The following is an 18,269-nucleotide window of genomic DNA, read 5'->3' as shown; positions in this document are numbered from 1 at the left end:
ATGTGGCGACCAGAAATTGAATGCGGTGAGGCAGTGGTCGGGTCAGGTCCATCCGAGCACCTAAGTTCAAGCCCGATCATTTTCGCTTGTGAAGTTACTGGCGCCGGCTTTTGCCTCAAAGTTTCGGTTCCAGATGTCTGCTGCTGGGCCAGCCTTCCCGCGCTTGGCATTGGGCTGCACCAAGCAAGCCCAATGAGGGAACGAGCGCATTGTCGCTGTCGAGGTCGCGGACCTTATCGCGACGAGGCGAGCTCCGCTGAATCTAATTAATGAGCGGAGGCCAGAGTCTCGAGTTTGGCGACAAGCTCTCTCGCGGCATTGCTCCAGGTGAAGCGGCTCTCCATACGTGTCCGTACTGATGCCGCTCGATTGAAGGCCGTGTCCAAATCCGCGTGCAAAGCCCGGATCTGATCCGACCACCTATCTTGGGTTACCTGCTCGTTGACGCCGGACGCAACTATGCATGCCGCTGCGAACCCAGCGTCGATCAGAAGGTTCGTCTCAGCGTATTTCATGAGATCAGCAAGGCCACTATCCTCACTCATGAGAATTGGGACACCTGCGGCAATCGCCTCGTAGCCAGTGAGCCCGAACCCTTCCGAAAGTGAGGGCATCAGGACGAGCGTGGACGTCTGAATGTCCGCGTAGATGTCGGCTGCGTCTTCGCTGTATGGTCGCGGCCGCAGCCATCCGCCGCGCTGCTCTTGGTCCAACCCCGCTTCACGCAGCTCGTCCTCGCCATAGATTGTGTCCAATCCCCGTACGACGAGGGAAGGCGCACTAACCTCCAGCGCCGACGTACGGCTGCTTCGGAGGTTTTTGATAGCCTGCGCCGCGGTTCTCAGGCCCTTGAGGTCCGCATCCTCCATGCGACCTGTCAACAGGCAGCTCGCTTCTCCGGCTCGAGTGAACGACAAGCTTAGAAGCTCTGTATTGAGCCCAGGGATCAACTCGTGTGACGGCGCGGATCTTCCTATCGGGATCTGCCGAAAAATCCGCGGCCCGATTCCGATGACCAAGCTTGCTTGCTTACACAGCTCGTTTTGAGCTTCACGTTTGTTGTGACCCCTAAAGAACCCGCCGCGCGCTGCTCGAGTGCGCCCCTTTTGCGGTTCGATCTCCTCCGGAATTGTGTGCAAGACGTGGACGTAGGGTCTCTCGAACTTGTTGGCGAGGAAAAGCCCGTGAGGCCCGGTGATCTGGTCGTGGCCGATTATCACGTCGGTCGGGGCGCTGCCGAAGTCTTCCGGCTCGAGTGCGAGAAGCGGTTCGGCTCCGCTAAGCCCCACGATCGGCGAACACGTCACGAGCTGGACGCCGGCGTCGGCGGCGTTCAACTGCTCGTCGGCCGATGCCGAGGTCACGGCGCAATAGACGGTGTGACCGAGCGTGGCGAGGGCGATACAGAGCTCACGGTTCAGGGTGGAGACACCGCCGTGACCCGACCGCCACTCGGTTGCTACGGCGACGATTTTCAGGGGGCGTGACGCCGAGCCGCTGCCAGAAGGGCTGGGCAGGGTGTTGGGGGCCGTTGGTCCTGTGTCATACGATGGGACTTGTTGGACCGGTTCGACCTCAGCCTGCCGATCGGCGAGCGCTTCGATCTCGGACTGCTCGGGATAGTCCCGACCGAGCACCGCGATCTCTTCGAGCACCGCGATCGGGTCGCGGTTGCCGGTGTTCGCGCGGTACTTGCGACGCGCCTCTGGCAGTCGAAAGCGAATATCTTCGCCACGCACGGCGGTTGTCGCCAAACGTTCGAGGGCGGCGATGGAACCCGGCGTGCCTCGCGTGACGAGGGTATTGATCAGGCCGGCGCGAAGCCGCTCGACGAAGTCGACCGTGGTCAAGAACCTGGCGCCGGTTTCGTCTTCCTCGGCGCTGAGTGGGAATAGCGCTTCCAGATCGAGATAAGCAGTTGCGATCAGCGCGTCGCCAATCTGAGAGACGTTCGGATATCGACCGAAGCTATGGTTCGAGACCGCAGTTTCCCAGATTTTTTGAGCCGCCCTAGGCTCGGTACGACCAAGGTCCGTCACGAGCCTCCACGGCTCCTCCTGGCCGTTTGCCAAGAGTTCCGCCGCTGCGCCGACGAGAGCGTCGGTCAGATCGCCGTCTTCAGCGCTGTCGGATCGACGGCCAGCCTTGCTCGCCAGAACGGCGATGGTCTCGTTGATTATCGGCGCATAGTTCTGACGGACCAAGAAGCCGATGATGAGCGCTTCTGTGTTCTCGCCGCGCAGTCGATGGCCTCGGAGTCGAGACAGCAGGTCGCCGAGCGCATCATCGTAGACGGTGCTTAGAAGCTCGAATGTTCGGCTCGACAGACCCCTGGACTTGGGCCCCCAAGCCATCCTCGTCAGCGCCGTGTGGACTGCTGGCGCCGCTAGCTCATAGGCTCGCTTCAGGATCTTCGGCTGCACATTCGCCGCGCCCTTAGCGTCGTTGTCGAAAAACGAGACGACGCTCCCGCCCCAGGCAGCCCAAGCATCTGCGTCGAGAGCATGGAAAGCCTCTTGCCTGCGCTCGAACAATAGGCGTGCGGCTCGATAGCCAGCCGACGCCGGGCGGTGCTGGGTGTCGGTGCCAAGCCAACGCAGGGTTTCGAGCCGATAGCGGCGAAGGTATCGATCAGCGCCGTCGATAACCCGCGCTTGGTCCGGTTCGCCTAGGCGGAGCCACCCGGGAGTGGTTGTGAGATCTGACTCGAACTCGAGCTCCGGTTTAAAGTCTCCCTGGTCCGAAACGAAGAGCTGTAGATTGATCCGCCACCAAACGGATGGGTCGGTCTCCGACTCCGCCAAAAGCGTCTGCAGCACCTCATCGGCCCGTTGGCGTGCTTCGGCTCTTTCGCCCTGCCTGGACGACGTCGTGGCCTTGCGGGTTTCGGCGTTGCGAAGCCATTCGACAACGGGCGAGTCGATGGCGATCCAATAGTGGCTCCGCCAAGCGGCCCGGAGCTCGTTGTCGCGCTCAGCGAGCGCCCAGACCGCGCCCAGTTCGTCGAGATCGCGATCGCGCGTTAAAGAGATAAGCAGTTCCGAGAATGCGGCCTTGATCGCATCGGGTTGGAGCCGCGTGATCTCGGCCAGGTAGAAGTCAAGATCCGAGGGATCGAATAGCGGTCCGGCGAAATGTGCGAGATAGCGTCCGGCGATGACCGGATCCTTTGCTTGGCGCAGCACCTCGAGCACTACAGCCAGCCGGCTTTCTGAAGTCCCTAGCTGTTCCGGCTTCGGATCCTCCTTCTCGAACAGGAAGGTCGCTTGATGGTCGAATGCGTGAAGGATCAGGTGAGCAAAAGCGCGCCTGACGGCGGCATCATCGATCCTCGCCACGGCCGCCCAAAGCAGTCTGGATCGGACGCCTCGATCCGACCACTCGGGGTCGTCCCCATCGGCCGCTCTTTGCACAGTGGCTTCGAGCCAGGCGAACACAGCTCGAGCATCATCGTTCGACAGCGTTCCAGGCTGGAACCTGTACAGGAACATCGAATAGACGCCGATGAAGTTCGGCTGCTGCGGACGGGTCAGAGACGCCAGGAGCTGCGGCACCGAAAGACGCTCGGGCCAGGTCGCGGTTAGAGCGGTTCCTCGGATTTCATCATCGAGCTGGGCTACGTCCTTGTCGGTCAAGAAATCGACCAACACGGCTTTCTCGGCGTCGTTTCCGAGCTCCTCGATCGCGCCAGCAGCGGCGCGACGTAGCGAAATATGCGCCTCCGGGTCTCGCACAAGCTGAGCGAGCTCTGGGACGAAGGTTCGGACTCCGGTCTCTTCTGCGATATCCAGCGCGCCTCGTCGCGTCAGGAAGTCTCTATCGGGATCGAAGATGACGCCACGCAATTGGTCCGCGAGGCCGGGATGGCTGAGACGGCTGAAGGACGGCCGCAACTGCCAGAAGCCGGGAGCCAGTTCTCCGCTGTCCAGTCGGGATAGGAGCGCGTCGACTAGACGCGCTCGGCTGCGATCTTCGACCGAGGCGACATCGCTCTGAAGGAGGATGTCGGGTTCGCGATCGATCAGGGCGTCGAAGATCGCTGGCGACAAGGTCGCGGTCCAAGCCGCGATTTCCCGAAACTGCGGGACGACCCCTTCCGCCCGGTTGTCTGGATCCTTGACGCTCAGCAGGTCTAAAGTTCGACCGGCCTCGATCTCGTGATCGACGAGATAACGCGCGGCCAGGAATTCCAAGAAGGTCTGATGGGACCAGATGAATGTGTCGGCGCTGACGGCGATGAACAGAGGTGACTGGATGACATCGAGTAGGTCGGTCGTGCGGACCCGGAAAGTGTAAGGCGGGCTCGGCTCTACCCCCACCGCCAAGCTCTGCAGACTCAACACTCCAGAACGGGGCTCGCCAATCGTGACGCTCCCAGCTCCCGAAATGGCCATGGCCAAGGCGATCCGACCGGCGAGGACGATCAGGCGCTCAGGCGACAGGGGCATGCGGACAGAGCCACCGCCCGCGGTTTCGCCCTCGTAGGATGTTTCGCCGGATCGTGGTCTGGTCGCATCGATCAGGAGCGCCCGCAGGCCTTGTTGGAAGATGTCGGCCTGTCTCGCTGGCAACCGCTTATGACTCGCGAACAGGTTCACGAGCATGCGGTAGGACACGGGGCGCGCGGCGAGCGCTTGGAGGTGCGCGCGGGACACCGCGTCCATGAAGGCCCGAACCTCATCGGGCCTGCTCAGATCTGACTCCGCTGCTGCTCTTACGTCGGCCTCGCGGAACGGAGCCAACTGACGTTTCTCTCGGTCGGCGTCCGGCCAAACCGAAGCGAGGGCGTCATCGAGCGTTGCGGCCCAGTCGACCGTGCGACAGAAGAGCCGAAGCCGAAACGTCGCGAGGTCGCCCCCACGAGCGACCAGCTGCTCGAGGAAACCTATGAGACTTTGGATGAAGGCGGCGGCTCCGCCTTCCAGCTCGTCAAGGCTGTCGACGAGCAGTTCCCACCCGCCCTGCCTATTTCGCCACGGGGCGGCTATGTCGCCGTTTAGAATGTTGAGCAATGCCTCGCCGGGATTTCTGGATCTTGGAGCGTCCAGGAGGTCGATAGCCTCTCCGCGGCTCTTCCCAGCCTCATAGGCGGCTCGGGCTTCATGGCTTTTGCCCATGCCTGGCGCACCAAGAAGCACGAGGCACGGGACGGAGGCCAAGGCCCACAGGGTTGCGCCCAGATCGCCGCTTCTAGGGGTCAGGTATCCGTTTTCGAGCGGCACGGAGGCGTCGAGCGGATACCAGAGACGTTCGGAAAGATGGGGCGTCGGCATATGGGGTCCGGGCATGATAGCTCAGCATCGTCGGAAGCCGAGTCGAAGTTACGCAGTACTCAAGGTTGTCTGCTTGGACAGCTAGGAAGCGACTTTTGCAAGCTCCGAGGAAGAGTTGGGACAGCCTGCTGCCGATGCCGATAATCCGTTTTGGACTCATAGGCGACGTTCGGAGCGTCGGCTTCCAGCTTGTAGGTGGATGGGTGCGGCTGCGGGCTAGTCGATCGCCAGCAGTTAGTTGATCCGCGCTCCGTACGGCATTCGAAACGCGTTCTGCTCGGGCATGGTGCCTCGCTTGACACCCTTGGAGGCCGCTGCCTGATCTTCACACACGGCTTCCCAGGCACCTGTTCGTCAGACGTCGGAAAGGGTCTCGGCACAGACTCCTTGAAGCCATCGGACCAGATCGATCCCCCCGACCTCGACCTTGAGGACGATGTCGAGGTCGTCGCGCCGTAGCTGAAGCCGGCGTGTCCCTAAGGCCAATAGGAACTCAGCGGCGGCACCGCCCCGATCGACACCCGCCGCCTTGAGAATACGGGCGATCAATCGACCCATTTCGCGGCTATCCTCAGGGCGATCCCGGTAGTTAAGCTCCGCCGGCAGCGCCGCCCGTAGGATGCTCGCCTGGATGACATCGTCATTAAAGCGACCGAAGTTTCCCGGGGCGAGCAGGGTCTGCTGGAACCAGTTGGTGCGGATCGCCGATTTGCCGGGCTTGCCGCCCCTACCCGCGTTGGCGCGCAGCTGTTGCAGGACCGACGCGATGGTGAAATAGACCTCGGCTTGAGTGTGATCCCCTTCGGGCAATCCCCGTGGCCAGAACACAAACCCTGGTTGCAGTTTCAGGGACCGATCCGAGCCGTTGCCGAGGAAGAGGTCGTCCGCGAGGGGCTCCGAAGCCCGTCTCAGCCGGTCGAGACGCGCCTTGACCAGAGCCGCCACGGGGGGAGGGACCACGGACGCAGAAGCTCGCTGTAGAAGCTGCGCCTCAGCGGCCCAAGCGTTGTGGCTGCTCGAGGCCGGGAGGACGATCTCCTCGATGGCGAGGAATTCATAGGGGTAGGGATTGTGCGTTTTCCTCAGGCTGGCAGCGAGCGACGACCGGCCGGGATCGCCAGTGCCCTTGGAGAGGCCAACCAGGTAGGTGAGCGGCGCGTCGGGGGCAATGCTCCTCAGGTCCCGGCTCAAGTCCAGCAGGGTCCGACCGCTCTCTATGACCGTGGCGACGATGACGATGGCGGTGTCAGACGCCTTATCGACTTCGGCATCGATCGCCTCACGGCCCACCACCTTCGCCTGCGGCGCTGCGGTCGCCCTGATGTGGTGGGCAAGCGTTTCGGATTGCGGGTCGGCCGCGATGATGTGGCCTGTTCTCGCCGGGATGGATCGCCGCGCCGCGTAGTCCAGACGCTCCAGGAAGGGGGGCGCGGCCATCAGCTGCGTGGCGGACACCTCGAATTGGCGGGGCGGCTTGCCGCTAGCGCCGAGACCCACAGCGAAGACACCAGTTCCTGCAAGGCGAGCCATCAGACCGTCGAGACCTGGCGGTCTGTCGTCACTCTTGATCAGCAGGGAGTCGTGCTGGGGACCCGCGAACTCGAACTGGTCGCCTTGGAGCTTGATGGCGTGCGAGCCGTTTCGGCAGGGCACGCAATCGTTCGCTGTCGACACGGTCGTCCTTGTAACACCGTCTGGATTTAGCAGCGCGTCGAGCTGGAGGTCGCCGACGACCGTATGTTGTGCGGCGTTGTCGCCCAGGAAGAGCAGGTGCACGACCTGTCGAGCCGCGAACCCGCGCAGGCCCGTCAACTCATTCGCCAAGGACCCGCTGGAGGAGGCCGAGATGAGTACGAACGACCTCTCGGTGTCGAACTCCGCCCCCTTGGCCCCCGCGTAGGAGGAGAAGTTGTCGACCAGCAACCCCTCACGGTCGAACGAACGCCATTGCTCGTTGATGGCGGCCACCACGGTGAATAGAGCAGGGGTGTCGATATAGGCTTGGCGCACATCGTCGGGGATCATGGGCAGTGCGCAGAAGGCGATGAAGGTGATCTCCGCCCCTTGGGTAAGGATGTTGGACACCCTGATGAAGCGGTCGGAGTGGCGGCCGGACGGGTTCTCGAAATGATAGGTCGACGTAGACTCCACGAAGCCGTGGCGGTGGCTGAAAATCGCCGCTAAGGCGCGCCTGCGAATATCCTTCAGCTCGACCTTAAGCGCTGGGGTGCTGCCGTCGAGCGTGCGTCGCGAGGCTTCTTCCCCCTTTAGGTTGTAGCCGATTAGGGTCACGACGCTTCGTCCGCCTAGGCGGGCGAGGGCCGTCGTCACCTGTGGGTCTTGGGAGAGCAGCTCGAACGTCTGCTCGAACATAGGCTCGCGGACCACCAGGATCACCTGGTCGGGCACAAGGTTGGCCTCGACTTCGTCCTCCAGCAGGGTGCCAAATTCTTCCACCCGCAGCGTCTCGAGGGCGTTGAAAATGAACAGCACGTCTTGGGAACGCACCTTTCGGCGGACCTCCAGCCTCAGAGAGTGCAAGGTTCTCATGGCCGCCTCATCGGGACGAGGAGGGTAAGCAGGCTGCCGGCGACCAAGGACCAACCTTGGCCATCTGGCGGATCGTGGCGTTGAAGGGCGCGTCCGTCCATCGGGTTCTCGGAGGCGAAGTCGACGAAGAACGAGAGGCGCCCGGTGCGTAGTCGGAGGAACCCCTTCTGCCTCTCGAGCAGGCGTAGTACGTGGGGGAGGCCTTGTCCGAAACGCTCCGCTCCCTTGGTGCTCCCGACGCCGAAGCAGTCCCGCACGGCCTTCTCCTCCTCCTTGAGGGTCAGCGTTTCGGTGGATGTGCGTGTCCAGCTGCTGGCGAAGCCGGGGCCAGCGTCTATGACCGAGAGCTCGAACAGGTGTGCGTGGGTGCCTCCGGAGGGAGGCTCCAACGAGCGGCAGTAGGACTGTAGAGGCCCAAAGCCCTGGGTGATCCGGTCGAAGTCATTCGGCGAGCTCGAATGGTGCTTTGCGCTCAGGACGCGGACCGAGAGGGGCAAGAGATCGCCGGCATGATCATGGAGGGCGTGCTCTTCGGTGTTCTTGAACACCTCATAGAGCATGGCACCCAAGGCCTCGTCGGCTTGGGCGTCGAAGTGGGCGCGGTAGGTCCGCCGGAGAATCCGTGTGAGTAGCCATGCGGCGAGGCTCCGGAAATTCTCGCGCGTGCGCAGCCGGTGTCCGCCGCGAGGGTCTGGGGTGTAGAGCAGATAGGGCGTACCGAGGCCAAGGTGGTCGGCGCAGACCACCTCCACGGTCTGGCCGCGATAGGCGTCCTGAGGCCTAATGCCTTGGAGCAAGTCGAGGCGTTCGATGGCCACGGCCCTCACAGCCGCTGTCCTGTCGTGCCCTTTGGAGTCCTCGATGGCATGACCGCATAGCCCCGCGACCAAGCCTGGCAGCTTGCGGACCAGCTCCGTCGCCTGCTCCTCGGAGTCCGCCCAGGTCTCGACCTTGGCACTGGATCGGCGAGCCCAGGTCAGAATGGCCTGGACGAGCGCGGCTTCCGCACCGATGCCGGTGTGCAAAAGGTTACTGGGCAGGACTAGGGGGGCGTCGAACGCCTCGACTTCGGCCAGGGTGGCCTCCGTCGCCGCTATAGTGGAACGCTTCGCAATCCGCACGGCCGGCTCCCCAAGTTTAGCGCCTGCGACTGAGCAGGATCACAGCGATTGATCAAGGGGGAGGTGCAGGCTGCCGGCCCCCACACCCACACTTGGCGGCGGCCTCCAACGAAGGTCGGCTTCCAGGCGTGATAACGATGAGCGCTCTTGGCGCAACCGCGACGGATGGCCAAGCAGTCGATACTTTCCACTTGCGATCTGTCAGGCTGAAACGCAGAACCGCGGCATGGCCACAACTCCGGTAAATCCCTTTCTGCAGTATGTGCCTGCCATCTCCGCCTTGGCTGGGGTTGTCGTCGGGGGGATCATCCAGACGGTGACGGCGTTTCTTCTCGCCAAAACAACGCGCTCAGACCGTCTGAAAGACGAACAAGCCGCGAGAGACCGAGATAACGCTAAGCTTCAGGCGCGGGAGAACTATTCTAAAGCCCTTGTCGTCCGGCATCTGGAAGGGTTCGCCAGGAGCTGTGCAGAGACGATCTGGGCGAACGGCGAGTACGACGCCGAAGGGGCCATGTCGCCGCCGACATTCCCCGAGTGGCCTGCCGATATCGAATGGCAACTCCTCGGCGCGCGCGAGATGATGAAGGCGAGGGACATCGAGCTTCGGGTCGAAATCCGACGTCAGGGTGTGCAGGGCCACTTTGAATACGTTGCGACTGATGAGAGTGACGCGCGAGAAATCTTCTCCGAGGGTGCCGCGAGGATCGGCTGGGAGGCTTGGACGATCGCCAAGGATATCCGCGACGATATCGGCGTAGAACCGTTTCGGTATCCGGATATCGGCGGGAATCATGCCGAGACGCTAGAGAACGCGGTCGCTGCTCTCGAAGAGCGGGCGCGGATTCATACTGAGCGCCAAGAAGAGAAGCGCCGGGTGGCTGAAGCCGCTGGCAAGGAATACGATTCGCTGGACTGATCGCTTCGACCACGTAGTAACTACTAAGCACACATTAAATGGTGGCTTGCCAAAGCCCCCGTGGGTTGGCGCTTCCGAAACTGAGACCTTGACACGGTCGTGGTATATTGGTGTCAACTGCAACCACGCTAGCAAGTTGCCAGAGCCAGAACTAGCCTGCGTAGGTCCGCTTCCGGAATGAATATAGCGTCCGCTTTTGTGGCGCAGTGCCGACCCGCGGCCCGACCGTCGGCGCGACAAGCGCTGAGTGTGCCGAGCCGCGTAGGTTGCGCCAACGGCAGGTTCAGTCAGGAATAGGACGCGCAGCTCAAGCGGGGGCGTGTAGCTTGCATTCTAGCGCGGAGTTGATCGGGAACACTCATGGGGGTCGATATGTCACTAGGAAACGGAGGTGGCGACTTGCTCAGCGCGGCGATCGGCTTCGGCGGCGCCGTTGTTGGTGGAGCCTTCACGCTAGCCGGTGTGATGATGCAGCAGCGTGGCGAAGAGAAGCGCCGAAAGGTCCAGGACGCGGAAGCGCTGCGCGCCTTCCTCAAGGCCCTCGGGACAGAGATGGATACCGTTTGGGCGACTTATATGGTCAACGTCGGGAGCGTGATCGAAGCTGTGCCGGCCGACGAGTACTGGGACCAGGTCTGGGAATCGACCACGGAGTATTTCGCGGTCTATAGATCGGGTGCCGGGCAGCTGGGCCACATCAAGGCGGACGAGCTCCGCATGTCGATCGTTGCCGCGTACACAACGGCAATGGGACTTTTGGAGAGCTTTCGGACCTACAGCGACCTTGTGCGTAGCGCGTGGGCGCTCGAGCTCGACGCCGAACGTCAGCGGTCAATCGCACCTGATCAATGGCATGTAGTTGAACAAGCTTGGCCTAAGCTCAAGGCCCATCATGACCTGACGAAGCGGCTCGTCGCCGAAATGCAGGAAGAGATCAGTCGGAACCTGTATTAGGTCGGCTAATCTCAGCTCTCGGTCCATAGAAGACCTTTAGCGCTTCGCCATCGAATGTCCGTTAATGGGCAGCACGCCAGTGTCTGCTCCTGGCGCATTTGTGAAGTCGCATCGGGTCTAGGAGCGGCGTGAACCGTGGCGTCGTTTCATTCAGCTTCTTCGCATTAAGTTTGCTCGTTTAACGTGTTTGATTCCCAGCGAGTAGCTGGTGCTCCGCCCACCACCCACGTCTTTCTGCAGGACCCCACGCTGCACCAAATCGTTGATATCCCGCAGCGCTGTGTCCGGCGACGTCTTTGCCAGCGCAGCCCATTTGGCGTTGGTGAGCTTTCCGTCAAACCCGTCGAGCAGGCGGTTCAGCACCTTCCTTTGGCGTTCGTTCAACGGCTGATCGGCCAGGGTTTCCCAGAAGTGCGCCTTGCGCATGACGCTGGCTAGAACGATCTCGGCGCCATCGAAGGCGCGGTCGAGGCAAGCGATGAACCACAGCAGCCAGGCGGTGATGTCCAGGTCGCCTTTCTGGGTCGCCTCCAAGGTGTCGTAGTAGGCCTTACGCTCGGCGCGAATTTGGGCGGACACGCTGTAGAAGCGCTGGGGCGTGCCCTCGGCGCGGGCGAGGGCGAGGTCGGCGATGGCGCGGGCGATGCGGCCGTTGCCGTCGTCGAAGGGGTGGTTGGTGACGAACCACAGGTGGGCGACGCCGGCCTTCAGCACCGGGTCGGGCGCGGCCGCTTCGAACCAATTTAGGAAGGCGGTTATCTCGGCGTCCAGTCGCTCGGCGGCTGGCGCCTCGTAGTGGACGCGTTCGCGGCCGACCGGTCCTGAGACGACCTGCATCGGGTCGCCGTCCGACGTGCGCCAGGCCCCGACGGTGATCTTGGTCATGCCGCTGCGGCCCGTCGGGAAAAGGGCGGCGTGCCAGCCGAACAGGCGGTCGGCGGTAAGCGGCTGAGCGTAGTTCTGGGTGGCGTCGAGCATCATTTCGACGACGCCCTCGACGTTGCGATCTGCTGGGACCAGGCCGACTACATCCATGCCCAGGCGGCGGGCGATGGAGGAGCGGACCTGTTCCCGGTCCAGGACTTCGCCCTCGATCTCGCTGGACTTCAGCACGTCCTCGGTCAGGGTGCGGAGGACGGCTTCCTCGCGCAGCGGAAAGCCCAGGGCCTCCATCCGTCCGATCAGCCGGCCTTGGCGATGGCGGACGGCAGCGAGCGGTTGGGCGAGGGCGCTGTCGTCCCAGGTCAGGTTGGGCCAATCGGCCAGTTCGTGGATGTAGGTCATATTTGCCGCGCTTTCTGCGGTGAATGTGGAAGCTATTCGCCGCAAGGGCAAGGCGTAATCGACGCAAATTGTGCGGTGAATGTCGGGTGTATTGGCCGCATGCCTCTCGATCAGGCCGCGAGTTGTTGGGGACTAAAGGGCTGCAAGGCGATGGACACGCCTCTCGCCGCCAGCGGCCCGCCGACGCGATCCTTCAGTCGGGCGAACGCCGTGGGGCTGGTGCAGAGGATGCGCCGTTCGTCGGGCTCCCATCTGGCGTGATCCAGGTAGCTTACCGCCGCGTCTTCCCCCGCGATTTTGACGACCGCCTGGCGGATGTCGGCCTGGGCGAACGGGATGAGCCGCGCCGGCGTCCCTACGCCGCCATCTGGTCGTCGGCTTTCGGCGGCGCGAAATCTTTTAATGGGTTCATAAAGGTATTGTCGGTCACCGGTGACCGGTTTTCGTGTCGCTGATGTCCTGTTTTTCGGCGCTTGAACGGTCGCCTGTGACCGCTTTCCTCGGTTTTGATCGGTCGCGGATGACCGGTTTTGCGACGCCTCGACCGCTTCGTCGGGAACGGTTGCGCGGCAGATGTTGGTGCGGCCGCGCCCCCGACGGACCTCGACCTCGAGATAGTCGGCGTTCTGCAGCTCGCCGAGTAGGCGTCGCAGTTGGCGGGGGCTGACGCCCAGGCTAGTCGCCATACTCTCCTGGCCGCGCCATGCGCCGCCCTCGCGGGGGTTCAGGTCGTGGAGAATGAGGCCAGCGGCCGCCTTGGCCTGAAGGCTGATTTTGGGATCACGGGCGATCCGCTGATGCCAAGCTAGCTTCTCTGCGGCGAAGTTTTCAGGATCGAGGCGGCGGCTCATTGGCGAACCTCCGACGTTGCGGCCGGGCAGGGCAGGGGGTAGAATCCTTGCGGCCTTGAGTGTTGTGCCAAGCCCATCCGAAACCCGTCGAGCGCTGCAACGCTGGCGGGGTTTTTCGTGTCCGAGAGGCGTCCCGAGGGGTTAGCCAAACGGGAAAAATCCCTAAGGATTTCAATATGCGCCTTACACCCCGTTAGACGATACAAGGCGTTGAATTCACGAGAAGAAATGACTTCCTCTCTGTCCGCCACTCGCGTTGTTTTTAAAAGATTTTTTGACCCTGTCGGGTTCTCGCCCACCAACTAGCCCGCCAACGGGTTTGCGCTTGAGTTTAGCTCTCGAAGGCTGTTCATCGCGTCTCAGGCTTGTTCGAGCGTGCGGACATAGGTACCCAGAACAACTTAGGACACTTCAGTCGGACCTAAACATCCCATTTGATGGTCATCTCCGATAGGTCTCGCCCTGCTTCTGGTCGCTACGGCCTGAGATGAGACGTCTGCGGATGTGATGTTCTGGCGGCCGTCATAGCCGACAGCCCGAGCTGCTTTGCCAGGGCCGACCGCTGAGCCGAATATTCCGGGGCCGTCATGGGACGGGCGTCTCGGGAATCTCGAAGCCGAACGGAAAAACTGGCTGGGGGGGCTCTGCCACGCTGCGGATCTTGCAAACATCTTATGGCTCGCTCGCCGCCAGAGTCATACAGACGTCAGCGGTCCAGGGGGTGACTGATCCCTTTTCAGCCCCATCTGACATCGTCACGTCCAAGTTGAAACGGGCCACGGCTGCGCACTGATCGGGTGTGATGGAAAGCTCATATCGGCGGCGTCCAGCCCCCAGGATGTACCACCCCTCCCAGCTTTGCCGGATCACTTCATTTCCTGCGGCGTCAAATCCGATGACCTCGACCCTTTGCGGACGCACGAAGCCGTCGCCGTGGTTGACAAGCAACGCCGAAAGCATCCCGGCGTGAAACTGAACGCCGTCGAGGTGAAGATCGGCCGGATGAAGGGGCGTTCCCACGAAGACGGGAAGGTCGATCACGCGGAGGATTTTAGTCCCCTGATTTGCTTCGGGAACATTGTCGGACGGACGAATGGAAATGCGATACGAATGCTCGCCCTGTGGCAGCCCTTCGCGAGACCGCACCTGCACGGTGGCGCTTGCTCCGGCCTTGATCGAGAGCGTCTCCTCAGAAAGCGCGATGTCTTCGGTGGCCAAAAGCTGAGGGACGCCATCTTCCCCTTGCTGCCACTGAAGGGGGGTCAGTGTGAATCTGCTCGGTTGCGCGCCGGTGTTCGTGATCGTCAAGGGTGCCGACTGGCCCGGCGCTGGGATGATCACGCGGGTGGGCGAGGGGATGCCGTCCGCCAGTACAGGACCGGCGAGCGATGCGGCTATCAAGAAGAATAAGATGTGGAGACGCGCCATGGGAATGACGGCAGGCGATGGTGTCGCGCGCCGATCTTATCCTGATCAGTACGAATAGTAGACGGTGAGTTGAAGGGGCGTGCTCACATAGCTGCCGCCTAAGGTGTAGGTGCTGGAAGCGTTGATGCGTACGTTGAAGTAGAACTGCTGAAGTGCAGCCGCGCCCGAGTGGAAGGTGCTGGTGCCGGAGTTGAAGCCGCTGTACGGCGAGCAGGTGCTGGTCGCAGTGCGGCAATGGCGAATTTGGAACGAAGTACCACCCGGCGCGGAAGGGTAGGTCGAGTACCAGGCTGTGCTGGTGACCACTGCGCCGCTGGGTGTCGCGCCGGGCCAGATATTGCCGGACGTGTAGGTGGTGTTGGTCTGCCGGATGACCGGTGCAGAGACCGTTCCGTACCAGTCGCTGGTTTGTGCTTGCGCGGGGGCGCTGGCGACAAGGGCGAACGCCCCCATGGCCGCTGACATCAGAGCATTCTGCAGCTTCGTCATACTATTCCTCCAACGGATGATCGCGGGATCGCGACAAGGTCAATATACAACCCCAACGTGATTTTTAGAAGGCGGCTTTCGTCGTCGATCTGCCGAGTCACTGGGAATCTTTTGCATCCAAAAGGGGAGTTATTTGGCGACGTGTCAGTGTGCTGGCTTTTGTCGCTTAGCAAGTGATTGATTTCAAATAGAAATATATATCGATTGCGGGGGCGCGCATTTTGCGAGCACATACGCAGGTTGTCTGGAGAGCCCCATGTCTGTCGGATCGGCGACACAAGGTGCGTACACGCGTCGGTTTTGTACGGCGAGCCAAACTCCGCCGCCCGCATCTAGGTCCGAGGTTGCGGGGTCGCCAAAGGCTTCGAGCGAGTCCGTCAAGGCGCCTTCGCTCTTTTCCAACGGTCAGTTTATCGGTCAGTCCGCACTGACAAATCCGTCCACACTGGCGCAGCTTTTTCAGTTGAATGAAGATGGAACGGTCAAGGTTAGCGATCTTGGCAGTCCTGTTACCAAACAGGGCGTGTTCATTGAGACACCACAGGACTCGATGACCAAGTTCTTGATGCTCGGACCGGAATCGACCTGGACTGAAGCGGACAAGGCGACCGCAGCGGATCTGTCTAAAATCACCGACGACGACAAGGCGTTGTTCCGTGCCGTCACCGGCTACAATCTATTCATCAGTGGTCCGGCAATGCTGATGGTGGATGATCAGGGGAATTCGCCGTCTCCCACGGATGCTGCCGCAGCAGATGAACTGTTCCAGCGCATGAAATTTGCGCGTGAGACGGATCAATCGGTGAGCCTAGAATGGTTCAACAACGTCGCGAAAGATATCGAAGCCTGGAAGGGCCCTGTTTTCCCGAGCGATTGGATGGATAAAGCGGACGCTTGGTTTGGCGACATGCTCGCGTCGCGCCAGGACGCGTTTGAACGCCGAGAGTTTGCAGATGCGGGAAGTATCTCTCCATCGGCTACGCAATTGAGTTCTGCCTTGGACGCCTATGAAGATGCGGCTCGTCTTTCGGACGCTGCCTAGTTTTCGTTCCTGGGCATTGGCCTGTCCCGCTTTTCCAACGACGAAGCGAATACGCCGCGAACGGATGTAGGTGAAAATGGCTTGGCCAATCTTTGCCCTCTGTCTGTCCGCGCAGGTCGAGCTTTCTGCCCAACGAACGCCACCGTCCCAGCATGAGGAAGACGCACCGGCGGTCGTGCTTGAAGACGTGGAGGTGTTGGCGCGACGTGGTTCTGCGAGGATCTCGGCCGAGCGTGAATTTGACGGCGCGGCCATCGATAATCTGGCTGCCTACGACATCGCCGAGGTCGTGCGGCGCGTATCCGAACGGATCGGCGATCACGAGCCCCCGGTGATCCTTATCAATGGCCGTAAAGTCGCCGATCCATCGATATTCACGGGCTTTCCGCCGGACGCGATGGTCCGGCTTGAAGTCCTCCCCCCTCAGGCGGCGGCCATGTATGGTGAAGCGTCGAACCGGCGCGTCATGAATCTCGTTCTGGAGCAACATTTCCGAAGCGCGACGCTACAGACCGGTGGCAGCCGTCCCGTTTCGGGACGGACCTCCAGCATTCAGACCGATCTCCGAAGCTCCGTGCTGGCGGATCAATCCGCGAGCTTCATCGGGGCGCAAGCGACGATCGGCACGGCGCTGCGTGCGGGAGAACGATCAGGATACACCCTCGCAAAGCCCGGCGGCGACCTGACCACGCTCCTGCCGCAGACGCAGTTATTCTAAGCTAATTTGGGTTTCAACCGTCCCCTTGGTGAATGGTCATCGAGCCTGCGCATGGATGTTCGTTCGATGGAAAGCCGTGCCACAACGAATGTTGCAGACCAACGCGTGGCCTATCGGAATCGATCCGATGCCTTCACGGTGCAGGCGGGTTTGAATGGCGATCTCGCGGGCTGGACCACCCAAACGTCGGTCACCCTTGGTCTGGCGCGGAGCGAACAAAGCGGTCTTTATGACAGCCGGCAGCGTGTCGAATCCGTTGGCGTCGATGCACAGGGAAGCCGTCGCCTGTTGTCGCTGCCCATGGGCGAAGTCTTGGCAAATCTGTCCACGAATTTTTCCGCCTCACGCACCGCTGCCGAGGGCGCAGCTATCGACGGCCAGAACGGGACCACTGTCGGCACGTTTTCATCCGCTGCGTTCAGGGGGGGAGTGACATTGCCGCTTTTCGGTGGCGGCGAGCCCCGCAGTACTCGGCGCAGCCGGTACGGTGACGCGACCCTCAGCCTTGGGGGCAATATGGCGACCGGCCATGCCGGCAGCGGACAGGGCCTGAGCGCCGACTTATCCTGGAACCCTGCTGAGAAGCTTCTTCTCAATGCGGTGATCACGACTGGAACGGCCGCGCCTTCCCCGCAACAGCTTTACGCACCCCTGGTCTATGGTCAGCCCACGACGGTGTTCGATTTTATCACCGGAGAGGCTGTTCAGGTCGTCCCGATTTCGGGCGGCAACCCTAACCTTCGAGCCCCCCGTAGCGACCAGATCTTAGCGAGCTTGAACGCCGGACCTTTCACGTCGCGGGTTCTCATGGTCGGATTCACTTACATGCGGTCGGATACGAAGGACGGCATTGGCCAACTGACGGCGCCCAGCACCGTCCTTGAGGCCGCCTATCCTGATCGGTTCATCCGCAACGCGGCGGGACGCCTTATCGCCATCGACCGGCGCCCTTTGAACATGGCGTCCAGCCTCTCGGATACCGTGTCCGCCACGCTGAGTGTGGCGTTACCTGTTCCCCACGGAAAAGATGAGGAGCGGCAGGCAGTCACCGTCAACCTCAACTCAAGCTATCACCTGCGTGATATCACCCGGTTCGGTTCGGGGGAGCCTGTCCTTGATCGCCTAGCGGGGATCGGAGGTGGGCAGCCCCGCCGGGACGCCACCGTTCATGTCGAAACTAATCGCGGGCGCTGGCACGCAGGCGCATCGGCGCGATGGCAATCGGGCTACCGCCTTCGGCGCGCCGAGGCGGCTGGCCCCGACGACCTAATCATCGATGATTTGGCGCTCATCAATCTGCGGTTAGTCTTCAAGATGATGCGCTCAAGCCCGCGACCAGAAGGAGGCAGAGGCGACCCTCGTGCTGTCGCAGGAGGGCAGTTGGTGATCGAGATTGAGAATCTTCTGGATGCGCGCCCGGAAGCAACCCTCGGTGAGGGCCGACAGGCTCCGGGCTATGGCAGGGATGATCAGGACCCCATTGGTCGGCTTGTTCGCATTCAACTATCTCGCCGCTTCTGACGCCTTTTTGCGGTTCGGAAACAGGCGGATAGATTTCGTCCGCAGTTGGTGACGCAATAGCCTGCAACTGACGTTGTGTGGGGTCTGAAGGACGGTCGTTTTCGGCGGCGCGCGATGGG

12 protein-coding genes are annotated in these 18,269 nt (G+C 61.8%); 5 read left to right on the top strand and 7 right to left on the bottom strand.

What is annotated here, in order from left to right:
* Positions 1 to 266: 266 nt before the first annotated feature.
* The 3 genes from ACW18C_RS12265 to ACW18C_RS12255 all read right to left on the bottom strand — a co-directional run bounded on the left by ACW18C_RS12265 (position 267) and on the right by ACW18C_RS12255 (position 8,944).
* Positions 267 to 5,273: a glycosyltransferase gene (locus tag ACW18C_RS12265; RefSeq protein ID WP_492071146.1), complete on the bottom strand. Its 5,007-nt coding sequence runs from the start codon at positions 5,271 to 5,273 to the stop codon at positions 267 to 269.
* 354 nt (positions 5,274 to 5,627) lie between these two features.
* The gene (locus ACW18C_RS12260) at positions 5,628 to 7,823 is read right to left on the bottom strand and encodes a hypothetical protein (protein ID WP_492071144.1); all 2,196 of its coding nucleotides are present in this window, start codon (positions 7,821 to 7,823) and stop codon (positions 5,628 to 5,630) included.
* Complete coding sequence (locus tag ACW18C_RS12255; RefSeq protein ID WP_492071143.1) at positions 7,820 to 8,944, bottom strand: hypothetical protein; 1,125 nt, start codon at positions 8,942 to 8,944, stop codon at positions 7,820 to 7,822. Before ACW18C_RS12255 ends, ACW18C_RS12260 begins: the two co-directional genes overlap by 4 nt.
* Before the next feature lie 226 nt (positions 8,945 to 9,170).
* Here ACW18C_RS12255 and ACW18C_RS12250 point away from each other — a divergent pair, with 226 nt between their 5' ends.
* Both ACW18C_RS12250 and ACW18C_RS12245 read left to right on the top strand, forming a co-directional pair.
* A complete protein-coding gene (locus ACW18C_RS12250) occupies positions 9,171 to 9,863 on the top strand; it encodes a hypothetical protein (protein ID WP_492071141.1) in 693 nt (230 codons plus the stop codon).
* Between the two features lie 399 nt (positions 9,864 to 10,262).
* A complete protein-coding gene (locus tag ACW18C_RS12245; RefSeq protein ID WP_492071139.1) occupies positions 10,263 to 10,817 on the top strand; it encodes a hypothetical protein in 555 nt (184 codons plus the stop codon).
* Positions 10,818 to 10,967: 150 nt separating this feature from the next.
* On the opposite strand, the gene ACW18C_RS12240 is transcribed toward ACW18C_RS12245, so the two are convergent.
* The 4 genes from ACW18C_RS12240 to ACW18C_RS12225 all read right to left on the bottom strand — a co-directional run bounded on the left by ACW18C_RS12240 (position 10,968) and on the right by ACW18C_RS12225 (position 14,869).
* Positions 10,968 to 12,101 carry a Fic family protein gene (locus ACW18C_RS12240; protein ID WP_492071137.1) on the bottom strand — a complete coding sequence of 378 codons (1,134 nt, stop codon included), beginning with the start codon at positions 12,099 to 12,101 and terminating at the stop codon, positions 10,968 to 10,970.
* 110 nt (positions 12,102 to 12,211) lie between these two features.
* Positions 12,212 to 12,952 (bottom strand): hypothetical protein, encoded by a 741-nt coding sequence (locus ACW18C_RS12235; RefSeq protein WP_492071136.1) that lies wholly within the window; start codon positions 12,950 to 12,952, stop codon positions 12,212 to 12,214.
* A 672-nt stretch (positions 12,953 to 13,624) separates the two neighbouring features.
* The gene (locus tag ACW18C_RS12230; RefSeq protein WP_492071134.1) at positions 13,625 to 14,380 is read right to left on the bottom strand and encodes a fimbrial biogenesis chaperone; all 756 of its coding nucleotides are present in this window, start codon (positions 14,378 to 14,380) and stop codon (positions 13,625 to 13,627) included.
* 45 nt (positions 14,381 to 14,425) lie between these two features.
* Entirely contained in the window at positions 14,426 to 14,869 is a 444-nt protein-coding gene (locus ACW18C_RS12225) for a hypothetical protein (RefSeq protein ID WP_492071133.1), read from the bottom strand.
* 256 nt (positions 14,870 to 15,125) lie between these two features.
* Here ACW18C_RS12225 and ACW18C_RS12220 point away from each other — a divergent pair, with 256 nt between their 5' ends.
* The 3 genes from ACW18C_RS12220 to ACW18C_RS12210 all read left to right on the top strand — a co-directional run bounded on the left by ACW18C_RS12220 (position 15,126) and on the right by ACW18C_RS12210 (position 18,150).
* Positions 15,126 to 15,911 (top strand): hypothetical protein, encoded by a 786-nt coding sequence (locus ACW18C_RS12220; RefSeq protein WP_492071132.1) that lies wholly within the window; start codon positions 15,126 to 15,128, stop codon positions 15,909 to 15,911.
* A 76-nt stretch (positions 15,912 to 15,987) separates the two neighbouring features.
* The gene (locus ACW18C_RS12215; RefSeq protein ID WP_492071131.1) at positions 15,988 to 16,629 is read left to right on the top strand and encodes a hypothetical protein; all 642 of its coding nucleotides are present in this window, start codon (positions 15,988 to 15,990) and stop codon (positions 16,627 to 16,629) included.
* A gap of 51 nt (positions 16,630 to 16,680) precedes the next feature.
* Positions 16,681 to 18,150: a TonB-dependent receptor gene (locus ACW18C_RS12210; protein WP_492071130.1), complete on the top strand. Its 1,470-nt coding sequence runs from the start codon at positions 16,681 to 16,683 to the stop codon at positions 18,148 to 18,150.
* Positions 18,151 to 18,269 lie beyond the last annotated feature (119 nt).

Source organism: Brevundimonas sp. FV1ye7S (assembly GCF_058680995.1).
This window is presented reverse-complemented; position numbering and strand designations above follow the sequence as displayed.